Consider the following 20,010-nt stretch of genomic DNA (forward strand, 5'->3'; position numbering starts at 1 on the left):
AATGTCCGAAAATATTCGAAAAGATATTCACGAGAAAATACAAAATGGCAATTTTAATTGTGAAAAGGAATTGACGCTTTCTATTATTAGCGGAAAGTGGAAAGTTGTGATACTGTGGCATCTTGGTGTGGAAGGGCCTCATCGTTTTAGTGAATTACAACGATTATTCCCAAGCATTTCTCATAAAGTTTTGTCAAACCAATTAAAAGAGTTAATGGAAGATGGGATTGTTGACCGAACAGTATACCCAGAAATTCCTCCGCGAGTGGAGTATTATATGACGGAATTAGGCATGTCGCTTTTACCAATCGTTGAAATGATGTATGATTGGGGAAAAATGCGAATGGAGCAAATTCGTAATACGTTAGAGAAGTAAAGAAGCCTCCCAAGCGCGGAGGTTTTCTTTTTAGAAAGGTAGGAGTTATTTTTGGTGCAAGCTGCATATATTCATATTCCGTTTTGTCAGCATATTTGTCACTATTGTGATTTTAATAAAGTGTTTATTGAACGCCAGCCGGTCGATCAATATTTAGAGTATTTAGAGAAAGAAATAATAAATACAGTTCAAAAAGTACCGTTTGATAATATGAAAACGATTTTTGTTGGCGGGGGAACTCCGACAGCGTTAAATATGGAGCAGACAAAAAAGTTACTCGATATTATAAACCGTCGTTTACGTCCATTTGCCCCAAATTGTGAATTAACATTTGAAGCGAATCCGGGTGATTTACCGAAAGAGAAGTTAAATGTATTGCTAGAAGGTGGAGTAAACCGAATTAGTTTTGGTGTGCAAACATTTCGAGATGAATTGCTTGAGAAAATTGGACGTAAGCATACGAGGGAAGATGCGTTTGTAGCAATTAGAGAAGCGCAGGAAGTAGGCTTTAAAAATATAAATGTAGATATTATTTATGCTCTGCCAGGACAGACGATAGAAGATGTAAAAGAAACATTAGATATTGCCTTTACGCTTGGTGTGCAACATTTCTCGGCCTATTCATTAATTGTGGAACCGAAAACTGTGTTTTATAACTTGATGAATAAAGGGAAATTAAGACTTCCAGGTGAAGACCATGAAGCGAAAATGTACGAAATGGTAATGGATGAAATGGAGAAACACGGCTATACCCAGTATGAAATTAGCAATTTCTCAAAAGGTGATAATGAAAGTAGACATAATCTCACATACTGGAATAATGAAGAGTATTATGGATTTGGAGCTGGAGCACATAGTTATGTAAATGGAGAACGTATCCAAAATGTAGGACCGCTCAAGCAATATTTCAATAAAATCGATGAAACCGGATTTCCGTATTTAGATGTTCACGCGGTGACGGAGAAAGAAAAAATGGAAGAAGAGTTGTTCTTAGGACTTCGAAAAACAAAAGGTGTATCTAAAGTAGCGTTTCAAAAGAAATTTAATATGGAGATGGATCAAGTTTTCGCGAAGCAGCTGCAAAAAAATCAAGAACAAGGATTGCTTGAAGAGAAAGATGGATATGTTTGTTTAACGCGAAAAGGAAAATTATTAGGGAATGAAGTATTCCAATCATTTTTGATTGACTAATTAAATGTTCCATAAACGTGAAAAAGTTTCATTATTTCGTGACGTTTCCGTTGACAATTGAATGTCAATTTTGGTAAGTTATTAATAGATTTAGCACTCGAAGGCAAAGAGTGCTAACAGAGGTGATGAAGAGATGCTTACGGAACGTCAGCTCTTAATTTTACAAACAATTATTGATGACTTTATTGGATCAGCGCAACCTGTTGGGTCGAGGACGTTGGCTAAGAAAGATGAAATTACGTTTAGTTCAGCTACTATTCGAAATGAAATGGCTGATTTAGAGGAACTAGGATTTATTGAGAAAACGCATAGTTCTTCAGGACGTGTTCCTTCTGAAAAAGGATATCGTTTTTATGTAGACCATCTTTTAGCGCCGCAAAACTTACCGAACGATGAAATTGTACAAATTAAAGATTTATTTGCTGAAAGAATTTTTGAAGCAGAAAAGATTGCACAGCAATCGGCTCAAATTTTATCAGAGCTTACGAATTATACGGCCATTGTTCTTGGACCGAAGTTAAGCACAAATAAACTTAAAAACGTACAAATTGTACCGCTTGATCGTCAAACTGCAGTCGCTATTATTGTAACGGATACAGGGCATGTACAAAGCAAAACGATTACCGTTCCGGAATCTGTTGATTTATCAGATTTAGAAAAAATGGTTAATATTTTAAATGAAAAGCTGTCGGGCATACCAATGGCAGAACTGCATAACAAAATCTTGAAAGAGATTGTTACAGTTTTACGTGGGTATGTTCATAATTACGATAGTGCAATAAAAATGTTAGATGGTACATTTCAAGTTCCTTTATCGGAAAAGATATACTTTGGAGGAAAAGCAAATATGCTTTCGCAACCAGAGTTCCATGACATTCACAAAGTAAGATCCTTGCTGACGATGATTGATAATGAAGCTGAGTTTTATGACATTTTGCGTCATAAACAAGTAGGTATTCAAGTGAAAATTGGTAGGGAAAACTCTGCGACGGCCATGGAAGATTGTAGTTTAATTTCTGCAACGTATTCGATTGGAGAAGAACAGCTTGGAACAATTGCTATTTTAGGTCCGACAAGAATGCAATACTCTCGGGTAATTAGTTTGTTACAGTTATTTACGAGACAATTTACTGATGGACTTAAAAAGTAAATGAGAGTAATACATTCGCTCAAGTAATGAAATTTTCATTGCTGTGTGTAATATATAATGCTTAGGTAATTGTGTTCAGCATAATACCTAATACCTTTTAAGGAGGTGAATATTGTGGAAGAGCGTAACGAACAAGTGGTAGAAGAAGTAAAAGAAGCGCAAGTTGAAGAAGCTGTCACGACAGAAAACAGTGAAAAAACTGTAGAAGAAAAAAGTGAGGCTGCTCTTTTACAAGAAAAAGTAGATGAGTTACAAGCGAAACTAACGGAAACGGAAGGCCGCACATTACGTCTACAAGCTGATTTTGAAAATTATAAGCGTCGTGTCCAAATGGATAAACAGGCTGCTGAAAAATATAGAGCACAAAGTCTAGTTTCAGATATTTTGCCAGCTCTTGATAATTTTGAAAGAGCGATGCAAGTAGAAGCGACTGATGAGCAAACAAAATCCTTGTTACAAGGTATGGAAATGGTGCATCGTCAATTGCTAGAAGCGTTGACTAAAGAAGGTGTTGAAGCGATTGAAGCTGTTGGTAAACAGTTTGATCCTAATGAACACCAAGCAATTATGCAAGTGGAAGATAGTGAATTTGAATCAAACGCGGTAGTTGAAGAATTCCAAAAAGGTTATAAACTAAAAGACCGTGTGATTCGCCCATCAATGGTAAAAGTAAATCAATAAATTACATAAAAGTAGGAGGATTCGCCATGAGTAAAATTATCGGTATTGACTTAGGTACAACAAACTCTTGTGTAGCTGTTATGGAAGGTGGAGAACCAAAGGTTATCCCAAATCCAGAAGGAAACCGTACAACACCTTCTGTTGTAGCTTTCAAAAATGAAGAGCGTCAAGTTGGGGAAGTTGCAAAGCGTCAAGCAATTACAAACCCAAATACAATCATGTCTGTTAAACGTCATATGGGTACAGACTACAAAGTAGAAGTTGAAGGTAAAGATTATACACCTCAAGAAATTTCTGCAATCATTTTACAAAACTTAAAAGCTTCTGCTGAAGCATACTTAGGTGAAACAGTAACGAAAGCTGTTATTACAGTACCTGCATACTTCAACGATGCAGAACGTCAAGCAACAAAAGATGCTGGTCGTATCGCTGGTTTAGAAGTTGAGCGTATCATTAACGAACCAACAGCAGCAGCGCTTGCTTACGGTTTAGAAAAACAAGATGAAGAGCAAAAAATCTTAGTATATGACTTAGGTGGCGGTACATTTGACGTATCTATCCTTGAGTTAGCAGATGGAACATTCGAAGTTATTTCAACTGCTGGTGACAACCGTCTTGGTGGAGATGACTTTGACCAAGTTATTATTGACCACTTAGTAGCTGAGTTCAAAAAAGAAAATAACATTGATTTAAGCCAAGATAAAATGGCACTTCAACGTTTGAAAGATGCAGCTGAAAAAGCGAAAAAAGATCTTTCTGGCGTAACACAAACACAAATTTCATTACCATTCATTAGTGCTGGAGCTGCTGGTCCATTACACTTAGAATTAACGTTAACAAGAGCGAAATTCGAAGAGATTTCAGCAGGTCTTGTTGAAAGAACGTTAGAGCCAACTCGTCGTGCATTAAAAGACGCTGGTTTTGCTCCAAGCGAATTAGATAAAGTTATCCTTGTTGGTGGATCTACTCGTATCCCAGCTGTACAAGAAGCTATTAAACGTGAAACTGGTAAAGAACCATATAAAGGTGTAAACCCTGATGAAGTTGTAGCATTAGGTGCTGCAGTTCAAGGTGGCGTACTTACTGGTGATGTAGAAGGCGTACTATTATTAGACGTAACTCCACTTTCTTTAGGTATTGAAACTATGGGTGGTGTGTTCACGAAATTAATTGAACGTAACACTACAATTCCAACAAGTAAGTCACAAGTATTCTCAACAGCTGCTGATAACCAACCAGCAGTAGATATTCACGTATTACAAGGTGAGCGTCCAATGTCAGCTGACAACAAAACGTTAGGTCGTTTCCAATTAACAGACCTTCCGCCAGCACCACGTGGTATTCCACAAATCGAAGTAACATTCGATATTGATGCGAACGGTATCGTTAATGTACGTGCAAAAGACTTAGGAACAAGCAAAGAGCAAACTATTACAATCCAATCTTCTTCAGGTCTTTCTGATGAAGAAGTAGATCGTATGGTACAAGAAGCAGAAGCGAATGCTGACGCTGACCAAAAACGTAAGGAAGAAGTTGAACTTCGTAACGAAGCTGACCAACTTGTATTCCAAACGGATAAAGTTGTAAAAGATCTAGAAGGTAAAGTGGATGCGGCTGAAGTTGCAAAAGCAACAGAAGCGAAAGAAGCCTTACAAGCTGCGATCGAGAAGAACGAGCTTGAGGAAATCCGTGCGAAAAAAGACGCTTTACAAGAAATCGTACAACAATTAACTGTTAAATTATACGAGCAAGCTCAAGCAGCTGCAGGGCAAGCAGAAGGTGCACAAGGAGCACAAGATGCTGGCGCGAAGAAAGATAATGTAGTAGACGCTGAGTTTGAAGAAGTAAAAGAAGATAAGTAATATAAATAAGTAAGATGACAAAAAGTCAAAGTCAAGCGTGCCTTGGCTTTGGCTTTTTTCACGAATGAAAAGAAAAGTGTGAGGTTCTTAAGTTTTTTACTTTGCATACTGTAAGTGAGGAAACTTTGTTGCAAAGCACTTTCTTTCGGTGTTAAAATTACGTTTATGTGAAAGATTCGGGGGTTGTAAATTTATGAGTAAACGAGACTATTATGAGGTCCTTGGACTTAGCCAGGGTGCTTCAAAAGATGAAATAAAAAAAGCGTATCGTCGTTTGGCTAAAAAATACCATCCAGACGTAAGTAAAGAAGAAAATGCAATTGAAAAGTTTAAAGAAGTACAAGAAGCCTACGAAGTATTAAGCGACGATCAAAAGCGCGCACAATATGATCAATTTGGTCATGCTGGTGCAAATCAAGGTTTCGGTGGCTTTGGCGGCGGAGGAGACTTCGGCGGTGGCTTCGGTTTCGAAGATATCTTTAGTTCATTCTTTGGCGGCGGCGGTGGTAGACGTCGTGATCCAAATGCTCCGCGTCAAGGTGCTGACTTACAATATCAAGTTACTTTAGAGTTTGAGGAAGCTATTTTTGGTAAAGAATTAAATGTTGAGATTCCGGTAGAAGATCCATGTGATACTTGCAAAGGTAGCGGAGCGAAACCAGGAACTTCAAAAGAAACATGTAAACATTGTTCGGGATCAGGGCAAGTAAGTGTAGAACAAAATACACCATTTGGTCGTATCGTAAACCGTCAAGCTTGTGGTCATTGTTCAGGAACTGGTCAAATGATTAAAGAAAAATGTACGACATGTCACGGTTCTGGTAAAGTACGTAAACGTAAAAAAATCAACGTTAAGATTCCAGCGGGTATCGATAATGGTCAACAAATTCGTGTATCTGGAAAAGGTGAAGCGGGCGTAAATGGCGGACCGGCAGGAGATTTATATGTTGTTGTTCATGTAAGAAATCATGAATTCTTTGAGCGTGAAGGAGATCATATTATTTGTGAAATGCCACTAACATTTGCGCAAATGGCACTTGGTGCTGAAGTGGAAGTTCCTACTGTTCATGGGAAAGTGAAGCTGAAAATTCCAGCAGGAACACAAACAGGAACAGAATTCCGCTTAAAAGGAAAAGGTGCCCCGAACGTACGTGGATACGGTCAAGGAGATCAATATGTAGTCGTTCGTGTTGTTGTACCGACGAAATTAACTTCACATCAAAAAGAGTTATTACGTGAATTTGCGGGACAAGAAGAGCAGGATGATAGTTTATTTGGAAAGCTTAAACGTGCTTTCAAAGGGGAATAATGGAAATAAAAAATGGAGTTGGTAAATTGTGAAATGGTCAGAAGTTAGTATTCATACAACAGAAGAAGCAGTAGAAGCTGTCTCTCATATTTTACATGAAGCTGGTGCTAGTGGAGTTGCGATTGAGGATCCAGCGGAGTTGACGAAAGAGCGCGAGCAACAATATGGTGAAATTTATGCATTGAACCCAGATGAATATCCGGCGGAAGGTGTATTAATAAAAGCATATTTCCCACAAACGGATTCTTTACAGGAAACGATTGCGGGTGTAAAATCATCTATTGATATGCTTCCATCTTACGACATCGAAATTGGTACTGGAAATATTACCGTTAACGAAGTCAATGAAGAAGATTGGGCTACTGCTTGGAAAAAATATTACCATCCAGTACGAATTTCTGACACATTCACAATTGTGCCGACGTGGGAAGAGTATACACCAGCTTCTCCGGAAGAAAAAATTATTGAATTAGATCCAGGTATGGCCTTTGGGACAGGGACTCATCCGACAACAACGATGTGTATTCGTGCTTTAGAAAAAACAGTTCAGCCAGGTGATACTATCATTGATGTAGGAACAGGTTCTGGTGTACTTAGTATTGCAGCGGCAAAATTAGGTGCGTCTTCTGTTCAAGCGTATGATTTAGATCCAGTTGCAGTGGAAAGTGCAGAAATGAATGTACGTTTGAATAAAACAGATGATATCGTGTCTGTTGGGCAAAATAGTCTTTTAGAAGGTATTGAAGGTCCTGTTGATTTAATCGTAGCTAACCTATTAGCAGAAATTATTCTTTTATTCCCTGAGGATGCAGCGAGAGTTGTGAAGTCGGGTGGATTATTTATTACATCGGGCATTATTGCAGCGAAGGAAAAGTTAATTTCTGAAGCGCTAGAAAAAGCTGGATTTACAATTGAAGAAGTATTACGAATGGAAGATTGGGTAGCAATTATTGCACGAAATGCGTAATATAGATTTTAGTTTATAATGAAAAGGGGAGTCTCTCACTATAAGGTGAGGGACTTGCCGTTTGTTATATGAAAAAATGATAATGTTTCGTTCTTTTCGTAAGTGTTGACTTACGAAAGGAACGAAACTCTACTAAGGTGATTATATGCAACGTTATTTTGTAGAAGAGAAATATGTAAATGAGACAAGTATTCGCATTGTAGGTGATGACGTACATCATATCGCAAGAGTGATGCGTATGTCAGCTGGTGATCACATTTATTGCTGTGTAAGCGGAAAAACAGCAGTATGTTCAATTGATGAAATTACCAGTGAATTTATTAATACGGCTATTGTAGAATGGGTAGAGGCGTCAAGTGAACTTCCTGTTTTCGTGACGATTGCAAGTGGACTGCCGAAAGGAGACAAGCTAGAGTTAATTTTCCAAAAAGGAACTGAGCTTGGGGCAGCCGCATTTTTACCATTTCAAGCATCTCGCTCTATCGTAAAATGGGATGCGAAAAAAGCTGATAAAAAAGTTGAGCGTTTAAGAAAAATTGTGAAAGAAGCTGCGGAACAATCACATAGAAGTGAAGTTCCAGAAGTACATGCTCCGGCATCGTTTAAACAATTGCTTTCAATGAGTGGTGAGTATGATGTTTGTCTTGTTGCTTACGAAGAGGAAGCAAAACAAGGCGAGAAATCTAACTTTGCGAGAGCTTTAACGACGATGAAACCAGGTCAAAATCTATTGATTGTATTTGGCCCAGAAGGCGGTTTAGCTGAGGAAGAGATTACAACGCTTCGTGAACATAAATTTGTACCATGTAGTTTAGGACCAAGAATTTTAAGAACAGAAACGGCGCCGTTATACGCGTTAAGTGCTGCTTCGTATCATTTTGAATTGATGGGGTGATGATCAATGTCAACTGTTGCGTTCCATACGTTAGGTTGTAAAGTAAACCACTATGAAACAGAAGCCATTTGGCAATTGTTTAAACAAGGTGGATATGAAAGAACTGAATATGAAAAGAAATCTGATGTATACGTTATTAATACGTGTACAGTAACGAATACGGGAGATAAGAAAAGTCGTCAAGTTATTAGACGTGCTGTTCGTCAAAACCCGGATGCGGTTATTTGTGTAACAGGATGTTATGCACAAACATCTCCAGCGGAAATTATGGCGATTCCAGGTGTAGATATTGTAGTTGGTACACAAGATCGTGAAAAGATGTTAGGATACATCGAAGAATTCCGTAAAGAGCGTCAGCCAATTAATGCTGTCCGCAACATTATGAAAACACGTGTATACGAAGAGCTGGATGTACCTTACTTCACGGATCGTACACGTGCATCTTTAAAAATACAAGAAGGTTGTAATAATTTCTGTACATTCTGTATTATTCCTTGGGCGCGTGGTTTAATGCGTTCTCGTGATGGGAAAGAAGTTATTAAACAAGCGCAGCAATTAGTAGATGCAGGCTATAAAGAAATCGTATTAACAGGTATTCATACAGGTGGGTACGGTGAAGATATTAAAGATTATAACTTAGCTGGATTACTTCGTGATATGGAAGCGGAAGTAGGCGGATTAAAACGTCTTCGTATTTCTTCTATTGAAGCTAGTCAGATTTCAGATGAAGTAATTGAAGTGTTAGATAAGTCTGAAGTAGTTGTACGTCACTTACACATTCCATTGCAATCTGGATCTAATACTGTATTAAAGCGTATGCGTCGTAAGTATACGATGGAATTTTTCCAAGAACGTTTAGATCGTTTGAAAGAAGCATTGCCAGGCCTTGCGATTACATCGGACGTAATTGTTGGTTTCCCAGGTGAAACAGAAGAAGAATTCATGGAAACATACAATTTCATTAAAGAGAATCGTTTCTCTGAGTTACACGTATTCCCTTACTCAAAGCGTACAGGAACACCTGCAGCGCGTATGGAAGATCAAGTTCCTGAAGATGTGAAGAATGATCGTGTTCATCGTTTAATTGAACTATCTAACCAATTAGCGAAAGAGTATGCGTCACAGTTTGAAGGTGAAGTGCTTGAAATCATTCCGGAAGAGCAATTTAAAGAGGGCGACCGTGAAGGGTTATATGTAGGCTATACGGATAACTACTTGAAAATTGTATTTGAAGGATCAGAAGAATTAATTGGTAAGCTAGTGAAAGTGAAAATTACGAAAGCTGGTTATCCATATAACGAAGCGCAATTTGTTCGTGTTCTTGAAGATGATGTAAAAAAAGAATCAGCAAGCGCATAAAATGAAACTTTAATCAGTGAGGGGTTCATCCCCACTGATTATCAGCCCGGCCTTCACCTAAGTTCTTTGCTTTCGCTGAATTTTGAGGTGGGGGTCTTACTGCCCGGCAAATAGCGGGATAAAAAAAGCATGCAAACGGAAACGATTTGCATGCTTTCTTTTTTTCGTAGAGAAGTTAAGTACGTCGAATGAGTAGTTATTTAATGCTTTCTTGTATTAAAAAAGGTGTAATGATAAAAATATAGTTGTCTTCAGGGCAAAAGGATAATAGCTATCTGCATAGCTTTTGAACAGGGAAGGGCATCTATTCTTCTTTTATTCTGCCAAATAGTTGACCTGAAGTGATAAAATGTATTATAATCGTAAAAGACATGCTGAAGAAGGGTTTCTTTTTGCATGCTGAAATTAGTATGTAAGTGTGATGTTTCGGAGGGAGGGAAAGAGAATGTCAAAAACAGTCGTTCGTAAAAACGAGTCTTTGGAGGATGCACTTCGCCGTTTTAAAAGATCGGTTTCTAAAACTGGTACACTTGCTGAAGCAAGAAAGCGCGAGTTTTATGAAAAGCCAAGTGTAAAACGTAAGAAGAAATCTGAAGCGGCAAGAAAGCGTAAATTCTAAGAGAGGGTGTAAGTTATGAGTCTTCTCGGTCGTTTAAACGATGATATGAAACAAGCGATGAAGAATAAACAAAAAGAAAAATTAACCGTTATTCGTATGGTTAAGGCTGCTTTACAAAATGAAGGTATTAAACTGCAACATACTCTTACTGAAGAAGAGGAATTAACAGTTTTAGCTCGTGAAGTAAAACAGTATAAGGACTCCCTCCTTGAATTTAAAAAAGCTGGTCGTGAAGACCTTGTTAATAAACTGCAAAGTGAAATTCAGATTTTAAGCGCATATTTGCCGGAGCAATTAACAGAAGAAGAACTAGCGAATGTAATTAAGCAAGTTATTTCTGAAGTTGGTGCGACTTCTAAAGCGGATATGGGTAAAGTGATGACTGCTGTTATGCCGAAAGTAAAAGGTAAAACAGACGGATCACTTGTGAATAAGCTGGTTATCCAGCTATTAGCATAAAAAAACGTCTCATTTCGTATGAGACGTTTTTTTTATGCTTTTTTTCAGTTTGGACGTGATATTACAAGCTCTTTTTTCATACATATGGGATGAGAGGGGGTCTTTTGAGATGAAAAAATTAGAACAAATGAAGAATTGGTTAACGAAGCAAATAGACCTGCCAGTGGATGTACTAATGGATCTACCTCGGATTACGCTTGTTGGGCAAGTGCATATCTATATAGAAAATCATCGGGGTTTATTAGTGTTTTCAGATAAAGAAGTAAGATTGTTGTTAAAGCACGGTCAATTATTAATTAAGGGGCAATCCTTTATTATTAAAACAATCCTTCCGGAAGAACTTTTGCTTGAAGGAATAATTGAGCAAGTGACGTTTTTAGAAAACGAAAAAAAAGAGGAGTGAGGGAAACTTCCATATGTGAAGTTTTTCTTCGTTATTTTCGTGATTCGACCTTACTATTCAGTTTATCTCGCTATTTATGGGCGGTAGAACTCTTTATTTCATTTTCGTACGAGCTATTTTGCTAATTGAAGAGAAAAGTAGTGTGTATACTTTTGGAAAGGTAGTGGAGAGAGTAGATGAAAAATAAATGGTTTATAAAGTGGCTTGGATATGTAAAAGTACGAATTGAAGGTAGAGGAGCGGAACGGTTCGTTAACGAATGTGTGCGTAGAAAATTATTAGTTTGGGATGTTAAGAAGGTTGCTGATGAAACGTTAGTTTTTTGTATGTTATTACGAGATGTGAAGAAAATAAAACCAATTTATAGAAAAAATGAATGTAAACTATATTTTATTGGGCGTTACGGTTTTCCTTTTTTGAATAAGCGTTTAATTAAAAATAGTGGATTCTTAATTGGTTTTTTAATTTTCTTTTTTGGCATGATTGCATTATCAAATATGGTTTGGAAAATTGAAATTACAGGAGCGAAACCTGAAACGGAATATATATTGATGAAAGAATTGGACAAAATGGGTATTAAAAAAGGGAAATTACAATTCCAAATGCCTAATGTAGAAGATGTACAACGTCATTTGACAGACAATATTAATGCGATTACTTGGGCGGGACTAGAAATAAGAGGAACGACGTACCATTTTAAAATTGTTGAAAAAAACGAGCCGAAAAAAGAAAAGGAACAAAGGCCACAAAATTTAGTAGCAAAAAAAGAAGCGATTGTGACAAAAACATTTGTTGAAGTAGGAAAACCAGTTGTCTTGAAAAATGACCATGTCGAAAAAGGACAGCTTCTCGTATCAGGGATATACGGTAATGAGGAGAGTCCGATGATTGTTTCGGCGAAAGGTATTGTATATGGAGAAACGTGGTACACATCTGAGGTGAATGTGCCACTAAAGACGCAATTTCAAGTATATACTGGCAATGCATATAATGAACATTACCTTACATTTGGGAGTGCAAAAATAAAAATATGGGGATTTCAACATGATAAGTATAAACGCTCTCGTACTGAAAGTGTAAAACACGATGTGAAACTATTTGGTTTTACACTGCCGATCGCTTACGAAAAAGATATCGTGCGAGAAGAGGAAGAAGCGAATCGGGAATATACAGAAAAACAGGCAATGAAAGTAGCGAAAGAGATGGCTGAAAAAGAACTAAAGAAAAAATTGGATGAACATGCTATGATTGTAAGTGATAAGATTTTGAGTAAAGAGGTTGAGGCGGATCAACTAAAAGTCACATTGCATTATACTGTGATTGAAAATATTGCAGAGCCACAACCAATATCCGAATCCGATATTCAAGGAGACTGAGTAATGGCAGAACAATTAGTAGAAATGAACCAACAATTGGAAAATACTAACGAAGCAATCGCTCTTTTTGGAGTCAATGATGCTCATTTGAAAGTAATTGAACGGGAACTGAATGTATCGATTGTAACTAGAGGTGAAACTGTTCATGCATCTGGAGCAGTTGAAACTGTGACACTCGTAGAAAAAATCTTACAGCAATTACTTGTTGTTATTCGAAAAGGTGTATCAATTACAGAAAGAGATGTTGCGTATGCAATTCAGCTCGCACAACAAGGGAAAATCGCTCAATTTGAAGAGTTATATGAAGAAGAAATCTTTAAAACGGCAAAAGGTAAATCCATTCGTGTAAAAACAATGGGGCAAAGAAGATATATTCATGCAATGAAGAAGAATGATATTGTATTTGGAATAGGACCTGCTGGGACTGGTAAAACATACTTAGCTGTAGTAATGGCTGTGAGAGCTTTAAAACAAGGGTATGTAAAGAAAATTATTTTAACGAGACCGGCTGTAGAAGCTGGAGAAAGTTTAGGCTTTTTACCAGGAGATTTGAAAGAGAAGGTAGATCCGTATTTGCGTCCATTGTATGATGCGTTGCACGATATTCTTGGACAAGAATATACGCAACGTATGATGGAGCGAGGTGTAATTGAAATCGCGCCTCTTGCTTATATGAGAGGGCGTACGCTCGATGATTCATTTGTTATTTTAGATGAAGCGCAAAATACAACGGGTGCACAAATAAAAATGTTTTTAACAAGGTTGGGTTTTAGTTCTAAAATGGTTATTACAGGGGACCCTTCACAAGTAGACTTACCAAAAGGGGTAAAATCAGGGCTTTCGCTAGCTTCTAACATTTTATCTGGTGTATCAGGTCTTTCATTCATTACATTAGAACAAACGGACGTTGTGAGGCATCCGCTGGTGCAACGTATTATTGAGGCATATGATAAAATGGAATGATCCTATTTGTCAGGATCATTTCTTTTTGTATGAAGGTTGGCGAACGGCATATTTTTTACTATCATAAAAGATAAGAGAAATAAACTATAGGTACTGGTGTATCAAAATGTTACCTAAAAGTATCGTTGGCTAGAAGAAATGAAAGCTATAAATAGTTTCACTTTATTTCTGGAGAGGAGAAGGTATTGAAATCATGTTAAGATCTGAAGAAATTTCTAAGTGGTTTCGTAATTTACAACATTCGAAAAAACTAAGTTGGATTTCTTACGTTTTATTAGGAGCGGTGCTGTTTTTTGCACTTATGAATAATGTAAAACCAGAGCAATTAGATGTTGATATGTATTCTATTGCGAAAAAAACAATTCATTCTCCTATTAAAATTGAAGATAAGGTTATAACGGATAGAAAAAAACAAGAGGCCGCTCAAAAAGTTGGGGATCAATATACATATAGAAGTGAATATAAACAAAATAGAGTAGATATTGTAAATGATGTTTTTGCTAAGGTAAATGAAGTAATTCAAGAGATGAAAGCTGCTGGACCTGAAGAGCAAAAAAAGATGACCGATGCAAATAAATTAGAAAAGTTGAAGAAGAAGTTGCCATCTAATTTAACAAAGGAACTATCTGATGAGAATTTATTATACTTTATTAATGCAGAACCGGATCAATTAGAATTAGCAAAGAACGCGGCTTTAACGTCTGTTAGTGTTATTATGGGTGGAAATATTAAAATGTCCGAAGAAATAGCAGCAAAAGAGCGATTTGTTAATGAAATGAAAAGCCTCAATGTGAATAGCGGATTGAAGGAAGCTGTGAATGCGCTAGGATCATATGCGATTACAGCAAATTATTTTTATGATCCGGCTGTAACGAAAGAGAAGAAGAAAGCGGAAGAAGATTTAGTTCCACCTGTTTATATTCTTCAAGGACAAGTTATTGTTAGAGAAGGTGAAACAATTTCAAGTGATATGTATAATCAGTTGAAATTAGTCGGTTTATTAGAGAAAGGTAATAGTTTTCAGCCTTATGTTGGATTAGCAGTGCTTATTGGTGTGTTACTGTACTTTATGCATAAGCAATTTGAAGTGTTTTTACAGCGAAAAAGAGAAGATAGACCGTATATTTTGGCGTATATTACAATTTTGTCTATCACGATTGTTTTAATGAAAACGATTAGTTTGTTTCAAAAGCTTGAATATGCAGGAATTGCGTATGTTGTCCCAGTTGCGATGGGAACAATACTTGTAAAACTAATGATTGGCGATCGGTTTGTATTTTTAACAAGTATGATTTTTTCTGTGTGCGGAAGTATTATGTTTAATGAAGGGGTAACAAGTACACTGAATTATAGTGTAGGTATTTATGTGTTATTAAGTTCATTATCAGTAAGCATTTTCTTACGAGAAAAAAATCGTCGTACGATGATTTTGCAAGCTGGTATACTCGTTTCTATCTTAAATGTAGTCGTCTTAGCCGCGTTATTATTATTACGTAATGGGAATTTTTCACCTCTTGAAATTGGAACGCAATTATTGATGGCTTCCGTTTCAGGAATTATCTCATCCGTTTTGGCTATGGGGATATTACCATATTTAGAGAGTGGACTTGGAATTGTATCAAGCATGAAGCTTATGGAACTATCAAGTCCGAATCATCCGCTTTTGCGTAGAATTCTGTTAGAAGCGCCAGGAACGTATCACCACAGTGTAATGGTAGCGAATCTTTCTGAGGCGGCTTGTGAAGCGGTTGGAGCAAATGGTGTATTAGCACGTGTAGGGGCGTATTATCATGATGTAGGAAAAACAGTACAACCGCAATTCTTTATTGAAAACCAGATGGGAATTGAAAATCCACATGATAAATTAGACCCTGTGACGAGTAAAGATATTATCATTGCTCATGTAACAGATGGGGTCAGAATGCTCGAAGAATACCATATTCCGCAAGAAATTATCGATATTGCTGGACAACACCATGGTACAACATTACTTAAATATTTTTATTATAAGGCGATTAAAGAAGATAAAGAAAAATATACAGAAGAGATGTTCCGTTACCCGGGATCAAAAGCAACTTCTAAAGAGTCGGCAATTGTTGGTATTGCTGATAGTGTTGAGGCGGCGGTACGTTCTATGAATCACCCAACGCCAGATCAAATTAATAATTTAGTACAAAGTATTATTAAAGATCGTCTGCAAGATGGGCAATTTAGTGAATGTGATTTGACGTTTAAGGAACTACAAATCGTTGGAAAAACGTTATGTGAAACGTTAAATGGTATTTTCCATTCGCGTATTACATATCCGGAACCACCGGAAGAGAAGGAGAAAGAATGAGTTTATTAATTGATTTCATTGATGAAACAGAAGAAGTGAAAGAAGAATATGTGAATTTAATTCGTGAGATATTAGAAAAAGCAGCTCAAATGGAAAAAATAGAGGATGGTGCGGAGTTATCAGTGACATTTGTAGATAACGAACGCATTCGCGAGATTAATCGTGATTACCGAGATAAGGATCAGCCTACTGATGTCATTTCCTTTGCTATGGAAGAAATGGGAGAAGGAGAAATGGAAATTGTAGGTGCAGAGATGCCTCGTATGTTAGGTGACCTTATTATTTCTATTCCGAGAGCGAAAGAACAAGCTGAAGAGTATGGACATTCTTTTGATCGTGAACTTGGCTTTTTAGCGTTACATGGCTTTTTACATTTACTTGGTTATGACCACATGACAGAAGAGGATGAAAAAGAAATGTTTGGAAGACAAAAAGAAATTTTAGAGGCATTTGGATTAGGTCGATGAAAAAAGGAAAACTTATAAATAGTTTTGGATATGCTATAGCAGGTATATTCTTTTGTCTTCGTCATGAACGAAATATGAAAATTCATTATTTAGCCGCAGTCATTGTTATATGCTGCGGCTTTTATTTCCAAATTATGAAAGTAGAGTGGATGGTATTACTTATTGTAATAGGGATCGTAATGAGTTTAGAGATGGTAAATACGGCTGTGGAAAAAACAGTAGATTTAGCGACTACCGATATACATCCATTTGCGAAAATTGCAAAGGATGTCGCAGCCGGAGCGGTTTTATTGTTTGCGATAATAGCCGTTATAATTGGTGCTATTATCTTTTTGCCGTATATGGTATAGTTGCATTCCAAAGCTTTTATTAAGCTTTGAAAGTGCCGTGAAGGCCTTTAATAAGAGAGTGTATCTATTCACAGCTGTGGACAGGAAGGATGCGGGAATATGAATAGTAAACAATTAATTCAAGATGCAATCGAAGCGCGTAAACAAGCGTACGTACCATATTCTAAATTTCAAGTAGGTGCAGCATTATTAACACAGGATGGAAAAGTGTATCGTGGATGTAATGTTGAAAATGCATCATATGGCTTATGTAACTGTGCAGAAAGAACAGCTTTATTTAAGGCGGTTTCTGAAGGAGATAAAGAGTTTGTAGCAATCGCGATTGTGGCGGATACAAAGCGTCCAGTACCTCCTTGTGGAGCATGTCGACAAGTTATGGTAGAATTATGTAAACAGGATACGAAAGTATACCTATCAAATTTACATGGTGACGTTCAAGAGACGACAGTCGGAGAATTGTTACCAGGAGCATTTTTAGCGGAGGATTTACATGAATAAAAAAGGTTATAAATCAGGTTTTGTCTCTATTATTGGCAGACCGAATGTTGGGAAATCTACATTTTTAAATCGTATTATCGGCCAGAAAATTGCCATTATGAGTGACAAGCCACAAACAACTCGTAATAAAATTCAAGGCGTATATACAGAAAATGATTCACAAGTAATTTTCATTGATACACCAGGAATACATAAACCTAAACATAAATTAGGCGACTTCATGGTGAAGATGGCTCAAACGACATTAAAAGAAGTTGATATTGTTCTGTTTATGGTCAATGCAGTTGAAGGATTTGGTCGTGGTGAGGAATTCATTATTGAGAAATTAAAAGAAACGAAACAACCAGTATTTTTAGTAATTAATAAAATTGACCAACTTCATCCAGAGCAATTATTAGAGTTAATTGATCAATACCGTAAACTATATGAGTTTGCAGAGATTGTACCAATTTCTGCATTAGACGGCAATAATGTGGATGCTTTAATTGGAACAATTAAAAAGTATTTACCAGAAGGACCGCAATACTACCCAGATAATCAAGTAACGGATCATCCAGAGCGATTTATTATTTCAGAGCTTATTCGTGAAAAAGTATTACATTTAACACGTGAAGAAGTGCCGCACTCTGTAGCAGTTGTTATTGATGCAATTCAAAAACGTGAGGGCGGAGCGGTTTATATAAACGCAACGATTGTTGTTGAACGTGCATCACAAAAAGGAATTATTATAGGTAAGCAAGGAAAGATGTTAAAAGAAGTCGGGAAGCGAGCTCGTTTTGACATTGAAGCATTACTTGGTTCTAAAGTATTTTTAGAAGTATGGGTAAAAGTGCAAAAAGATTGGCGTAATAAAATGTCTCAGCTTCGTGACCTTGGTTTCCGCGAAGACGAGTACTAAAATAGAGTAAAGCTGTAATCAGCGGATGTTTTGTTCATCCGCTGATTATTGGTTTTTATGAGTTTTGATAAATTAGGAAAAATTTTTCTCACATGAAAATGGACAAAATGGGTCAATTTAATAACAACAAAGGAAATTGGTTTATAGGCTACGCTTATTGAGAAAGGTGGATTCTTATGCTAGATTTTACCTGGAAGTTTTTCTCCAAAACAGGAAGCATTGAAACGTACTTGCTTTTGAAAGAAATGGAAAAAGACGTAAACGATGAGATGGATCAACATGAAGAGGAGCTAGCGCATCTAGACTCTCCAATTTCTTGACCCGTTTTGTTCAAACCTTGGATGGTGACGAACATGTTTCAAAAAGTTGAGGGCATCGTTATCCGTACGACAGATTACGGAGAAACGAACAAGATTGTTACCATATTCTCAAGAGAATTGGGTAAGGTAAGTGCAATGGCAAGAGGAGCGAAAAAACCGAAAAGCCGGTTAGCATCTGTTTCGCAACTTATGACCCATGGTAATTTTCTTATCCAAATGGGATCTGGACTTGGAACTTTGCAACAAGGCGAGATTATTTCAACTATGAAAGAAATTCGCGAGGATATATTTTTAACTGCTTATGCATCATTTATTGTTGAGTTAACTGATAAAGCAACAGAAGATAAAAAACATAATCCATATTTATTTGAAATGTTATATCAAACGTTGCATTATATGTGTGAGGGTGTTGATTCAGAAGTATTATCATTAATTTATCAAACGAAAATGCTTCCGGTATTAGGGATGCGCCCGTACTTTGATACATGTGCGATTTGTCATCAAGAAACAGATTTTGTCGCCTTCTCTGTCCGGGAAGGCGGTTTTCTGTGCGCACGTCATGCTGAGCAAGACCAGTATCGTATACCAGTGGGGGAAGCTGTTCATAAATTATTACGTCTTTTCTACCACTTCGATTTACATAGGCTTGGCAATGTATCAGTGAAGGATAGCACAAAAAAACAAATGCGTTTAGTATTGAATACATATTATGATGAATATTGCGGGATTTATTTGAAATCAAGACGTTTCTTAGAACAACTTGATAAGTTTCAAATATAATTTGGGGCCGTATACGGTCCTTTTTACATCCTATCTTTTTCAAATAGCATATTTAGTATATAATATTTAAGAGATAGTATAACTTTTTTCGTTGTGCATTGAAGGTGGTGATTATCATAGAGCTGAATAAACGGCAAGAACATATCATTCAGATTGTAAAAGATCACGGTCCTATTACAGGGGAGTCAATTGCTGCGCAATTAGGATTAACACGTGCAACGCTAAGACCAGACTTAGCAATTTTAACAATGGCTGGTTATTTAGAAGCGCGTCCACGCGTAGGTTATTTTTATACGGGTAAAACTGGGGGGCAGCTATTATCTGAAGCTGTTAAGAAAATTAAAGTACAAGATTATCAATCTAGACCAGCTGTAATTGATAAAAATGTATCAGTATACGATGCGATTTGTACTATGTTTTTAGAGGACGTAGGTACATTATTCGTTGTAGATCAATCGACTCTATTAGTTGGCGTTGTCTCTCGTAAAGATTTATTACGAGCTAGCCTAGGAAAGCAGGATTTAACCTCTCTTCCGGTTAATATTATCATGACAAGGATGCCAAACATTGCGATGTGTCGTAGAGAAGATTCTTTATATGATATTGCGATGGAATTAATAGAAAGACAGATTGATGCGATGCCAGTTGTAAAAGATACGAAACAAGGTTTAGAAGTGATTGGACGAATTACAAAAACAAATATTACACGCGCGTTTGTAAACTTAGTAAATAACGAATAAGTGTAATTT

The 20,010-nt window shown here is 36.9% G+C and carries 22 protein-coding genes; all 22 read left to right on the plus strand.

From position 1 onward, the window contains the following. Position 1: 1 nt before the first annotated feature. The 22 genes from ACTFOB_RS16690 to ACTFOB_RS16795 all read left to right on the plus strand — a co-directional run bounded on the left by ACTFOB_RS16690 (position 2) and on the right by ACTFOB_RS16795 (position 20,001). Positions 2–376 (plus strand): winged helix-turn-helix transcriptional regulator, encoded by a 375-nt coding sequence (locus ACTFOB_RS16690; RefSeq protein WP_001293536.1) that lies wholly within the window; start codon positions 2–4, stop codon positions 374–376. A gap of 51 nt (positions 377–427) precedes the next feature. Further along, complete coding sequence (gene hemW / locus ACTFOB_RS16695; RefSeq protein WP_440027641.1) at positions 428–1,567, plus strand: radical SAM family heme chaperone HemW; 1,140 nt, start codon at positions 428–430, stop codon at positions 1,565–1,567. A gap of 133 nt (positions 1,568–1,700) precedes the next feature. Continuing rightward, positions 1,701–2,717 carry a heat-inducible transcriptional repressor HrcA gene (gene hrcA, locus ACTFOB_RS16700; RefSeq protein WP_151633691.1) on the plus strand — a complete coding sequence of 339 codons (1,017 nt, stop codon included), beginning with the start codon at positions 1,701–1,703 and terminating at the stop codon, positions 2,715–2,717. A 114-nt stretch (positions 2,718–2,831) separates the two neighbouring features. Beyond that, the gene (gene grpE, locus ACTFOB_RS16705) at positions 2,832–3,398 is read left to right on the plus strand and encodes a nucleotide exchange factor GrpE (protein WP_000392716.1); all 567 of its coding nucleotides are present in this window, start codon (positions 2,832–2,834) and stop codon (positions 3,396–3,398) included. Between the two features lie 26 nt (positions 3,399–3,424). Next, on the plus strand, positions 3,425–5,260 hold the full coding sequence (dnaK, locus tag ACTFOB_RS16710; protein ID WP_000034697.1) for a chaperone protein DnaK: 1,836 nt from the start codon (positions 3,425–3,427) through the stop codon (positions 5,258–5,260). A gap of 193 nt (positions 5,261–5,453) precedes the next feature. Beyond that, positions 5,454–6,569 (plus strand): chaperone protein DnaJ, encoded by a 1,116-nt coding sequence (gene dnaJ / locus ACTFOB_RS16715; RefSeq protein WP_000043954.1) that lies wholly within the window; start codon positions 5,454–5,456, stop codon positions 6,567–6,569. 28 nt (positions 6,570–6,597) lie between these two features. Continuing rightward, entirely contained in the window at positions 6,598–7,536 is a 939-nt protein-coding gene (gene prmA, locus ACTFOB_RS16720; RefSeq protein WP_151633693.1) for a 50S ribosomal protein L11 methyltransferase, read from the plus strand. Positions 7,537–7,681: 145 nt separating this feature from the next. Next, complete coding sequence (locus ACTFOB_RS16725; RefSeq protein WP_440027644.1) at positions 7,682–8,431, plus strand: 16S rRNA (uracil(1498)-N(3))-methyltransferase; 750 nt, start codon at positions 7,682–7,684, stop codon at positions 8,429–8,431. A gap of 6 nt (positions 8,432–8,437) precedes the next feature. Next, complete coding sequence (mtaB, locus tag ACTFOB_RS16730; RefSeq protein WP_061677306.1) at positions 8,438–9,790, plus strand: tRNA (N(6)-L-threonylcarbamoyladenosine(37)-C(2))-methylthiotransferase MtaB; 1,353 nt, start codon at positions 8,438–8,440, stop codon at positions 9,788–9,790. Between the two features lie 445 nt (positions 9,791–10,235). Then, positions 10,236–10,409: a 30S ribosomal protein S21 gene (rpsU, locus tag ACTFOB_RS16735; RefSeq protein WP_000048061.1), complete on the plus strand. Its 174-nt coding sequence runs from the start codon at positions 10,236–10,238 to the stop codon at positions 10,407–10,409. Between the two features lie 15 nt (positions 10,410–10,424). Continuing rightward, positions 10,425–10,868 carry a GatB/YqeY domain-containing protein gene (locus ACTFOB_RS16740; RefSeq protein WP_000054579.1) on the plus strand — a complete coding sequence of 148 codons (444 nt, stop codon included), beginning with the start codon at positions 10,425–10,427 and terminating at the stop codon, positions 10,866–10,868. Between the two features lie 109 nt (positions 10,869–10,977). Then, a complete protein-coding gene (gene yqfC, locus ACTFOB_RS16745; protein ID WP_000732264.1) occupies positions 10,978–11,271 on the plus strand; it encodes a sporulation protein YqfC in 294 nt (97 codons plus the stop codon). 176 nt (positions 11,272–11,447) lie between these two features. Continuing rightward, positions 11,448–12,647 (plus strand): sporulation protein YqfD, encoded by a 1,200-nt coding sequence (yqfD, locus tag ACTFOB_RS16750; RefSeq protein ID WP_151633697.1) that lies wholly within the window; start codon positions 11,448–11,450, stop codon positions 12,645–12,647. 3 nt (positions 12,648–12,650) lie between these two features. Further along, positions 12,651–13,610 (plus strand): PhoH family protein, encoded by a 960-nt coding sequence (locus tag ACTFOB_RS16755; RefSeq protein WP_016086243.1) that lies wholly within the window; start codon positions 12,651–12,653, stop codon positions 13,608–13,610. 193 nt (positions 13,611–13,803) lie between these two features. Continuing rightward, a complete protein-coding gene (locus ACTFOB_RS16760; RefSeq protein ID WP_440027647.1) occupies positions 13,804–15,948 on the plus strand; it encodes an HD family phosphohydrolase in 2,145 nt (714 codons plus the stop codon). Further along, a complete protein-coding gene (gene ybeY, locus ACTFOB_RS16765) occupies positions 15,945–16,415 on the plus strand; it encodes an rRNA maturation RNase YbeY (protein WP_000054689.1) in 471 nt (156 codons plus the stop codon). The genes ACTFOB_RS16760 and ybeY overlap by 4 nt, the downstream gene beginning before the upstream one ends. Continuing rightward, positions 16,412–16,765, plus strand: a complete 354-nt coding sequence (locus tag ACTFOB_RS16770; RefSeq protein WP_440027649.1) for a diacylglycerol kinase family protein — start codon at positions 16,412–16,414, stop codon at positions 16,763–16,765. Before ybeY ends, ACTFOB_RS16770 begins: the two co-directional genes overlap by 4 nt. A 99-nt stretch (positions 16,766–16,864) precedes the next feature. Beyond that, entirely contained in the window at positions 16,865–17,263 is a 399-nt protein-coding gene (locus ACTFOB_RS16775; RefSeq protein ID WP_440027651.1) for a cytidine deaminase, read from the plus strand. Continuing rightward, positions 17,256–18,161 (plus strand): GTPase Era, encoded by a 906-nt coding sequence (era, locus tag ACTFOB_RS16780; RefSeq protein WP_151633703.1) that lies wholly within the window; start codon positions 17,256–17,258, stop codon positions 18,159–18,161. The genes ACTFOB_RS16775 and era overlap by 8 nt, the downstream gene beginning before the upstream one ends. A gap of 176 nt (positions 18,162–18,337) precedes the next feature. Further along, entirely contained in the window at positions 18,338–18,481 is a 144-nt protein-coding gene (locus ACTFOB_RS16785; RefSeq protein WP_000883924.1) for a YqzL family protein, read from the plus strand. A 33-nt stretch (positions 18,482–18,514) separates the two neighbouring features. After that, complete coding sequence (gene recO / locus ACTFOB_RS16790; protein WP_151633705.1) at positions 18,515–19,261, plus strand: DNA repair protein RecO; 747 nt, start codon at positions 18,515–18,517, stop codon at positions 19,259–19,261. Between the two features lie 107 nt (positions 19,262–19,368). Beyond that, entirely contained in the window at positions 19,369–20,001 is a 633-nt protein-coding gene (locus ACTFOB_RS16795) for a helix-turn-helix transcriptional regulator (protein WP_000583755.1), read from the plus strand. Positions 20,002–20,010: the final 9 nt, after the last annotated feature.

The organism is Bacillus cereus group sp. MYBK79-1 (assembly GCF_051915365.1).
Classification (GTDB): Bacteria; Bacillota; Bacilli; order Bacillales; family Bacillaceae_G; genus Bacillus_A.

Bases quoted from the DNA above. Each gene is read 5' to 3' on its own strand.
- ACTFOB_RS16785 (WP_000883924.1), top strand. From the start codon at position 18,338: ATGCTAGATTTTACCTGGAAGTTTTTCTCCAAAACAGGAAGCATTGAA.
- yqfD (WP_151633697.1), top strand. From the start codon at position 11,448: ATGAAAAATAAATGGTTTATAAAGTGGCTTGGATATGTAAAAGTACGA.
- ACTFOB_RS16775 (WP_440027651.1), top strand. From the start codon at position 16,865: ATGAATAGTAAACAATTAATTCAAGATGCAATCGAAGCGCGTAAACAA.
- ACTFOB_RS16760 (WP_440027647.1), top strand. From the start codon at position 13,804: ATGTTAAGATCTGAAGAAATTTCTAAGTGGTTTCGTAATTTACAACAT.
- era (WP_151633703.1), top strand. From the start codon at position 17,256: ATGAATAAAAAAGGTTATAAATCAGGTTTTGTCTCTATTATTGGCAGA.
- ACTFOB_RS16690 (WP_001293536.1), top strand. From the start codon at position 2: ATGTCCGAAAATATTCGAAAAGATATTCACGAGAAAATACAAAATGGC.
- ACTFOB_RS16740 (WP_000054579.1), top strand. From the start codon at position 10,425: ATGAGTCTTCTCGGTCGTTTAAACGATGATATGAAACAAGCGATGAAG.
- yqfC (WP_000732264.1), top strand. From the start codon at position 10,978: ATGAAAAAATTAGAACAAATGAAGAATTGGTTAACGAAGCAAATAGAC.
- dnaJ (WP_000043954.1), top strand. From the start codon at position 5,454: ATGAGTAAACGAGACTATTATGAGGTCCTTGGACTTAGCCAGGGTGCT.
- ACTFOB_RS16725 (WP_440027644.1), top strand. From the start codon at position 7,682: ATGCAACGTTATTTTGTAGAAGAGAAATATGTAAATGAGACAAGTATT.
- ACTFOB_RS16770 (WP_440027649.1), top strand. From the start codon at position 16,412: ATGAAAAAAGGAAAACTTATAAATAGTTTTGGATATGCTATAGCAGGT.
- mtaB (WP_061677306.1), top strand. From the start codon at position 8,438: ATGTCAACTGTTGCGTTCCATACGTTAGGTTGTAAAGTAAACCACTAT.
- hrcA (WP_151633691.1), top strand. From the start codon at position 1,701: ATGCTTACGGAACGTCAGCTCTTAATTTTACAAACAATTATTGATGAC.
- ybeY (WP_000054689.1), top strand. From the start codon at position 15,945: ATGAGTTTATTAATTGATTTCATTGATGAAACAGAAGAAGTGAAAGAA.
- recO (WP_151633705.1), top strand. From the start codon at position 18,515: ATGTTTCAAAAAGTTGAGGGCATCGTTATCCGTACGACAGATTACGGA.
- dnaK (WP_000034697.1), top strand. From the start codon at position 3,425: ATGAGTAAAATTATCGGTATTGACTTAGGTACAACAAACTCTTGTGTA.
- rpsU (WP_000048061.1), top strand. From the start codon at position 10,236: ATGTCAAAAACAGTCGTTCGTAAAAACGAGTCTTTGGAGGATGCACTT.
- ACTFOB_RS16755 (WP_016086243.1), top strand. From the start codon at position 12,651: ATGGCAGAACAATTAGTAGAAATGAACCAACAATTGGAAAATACTAAC.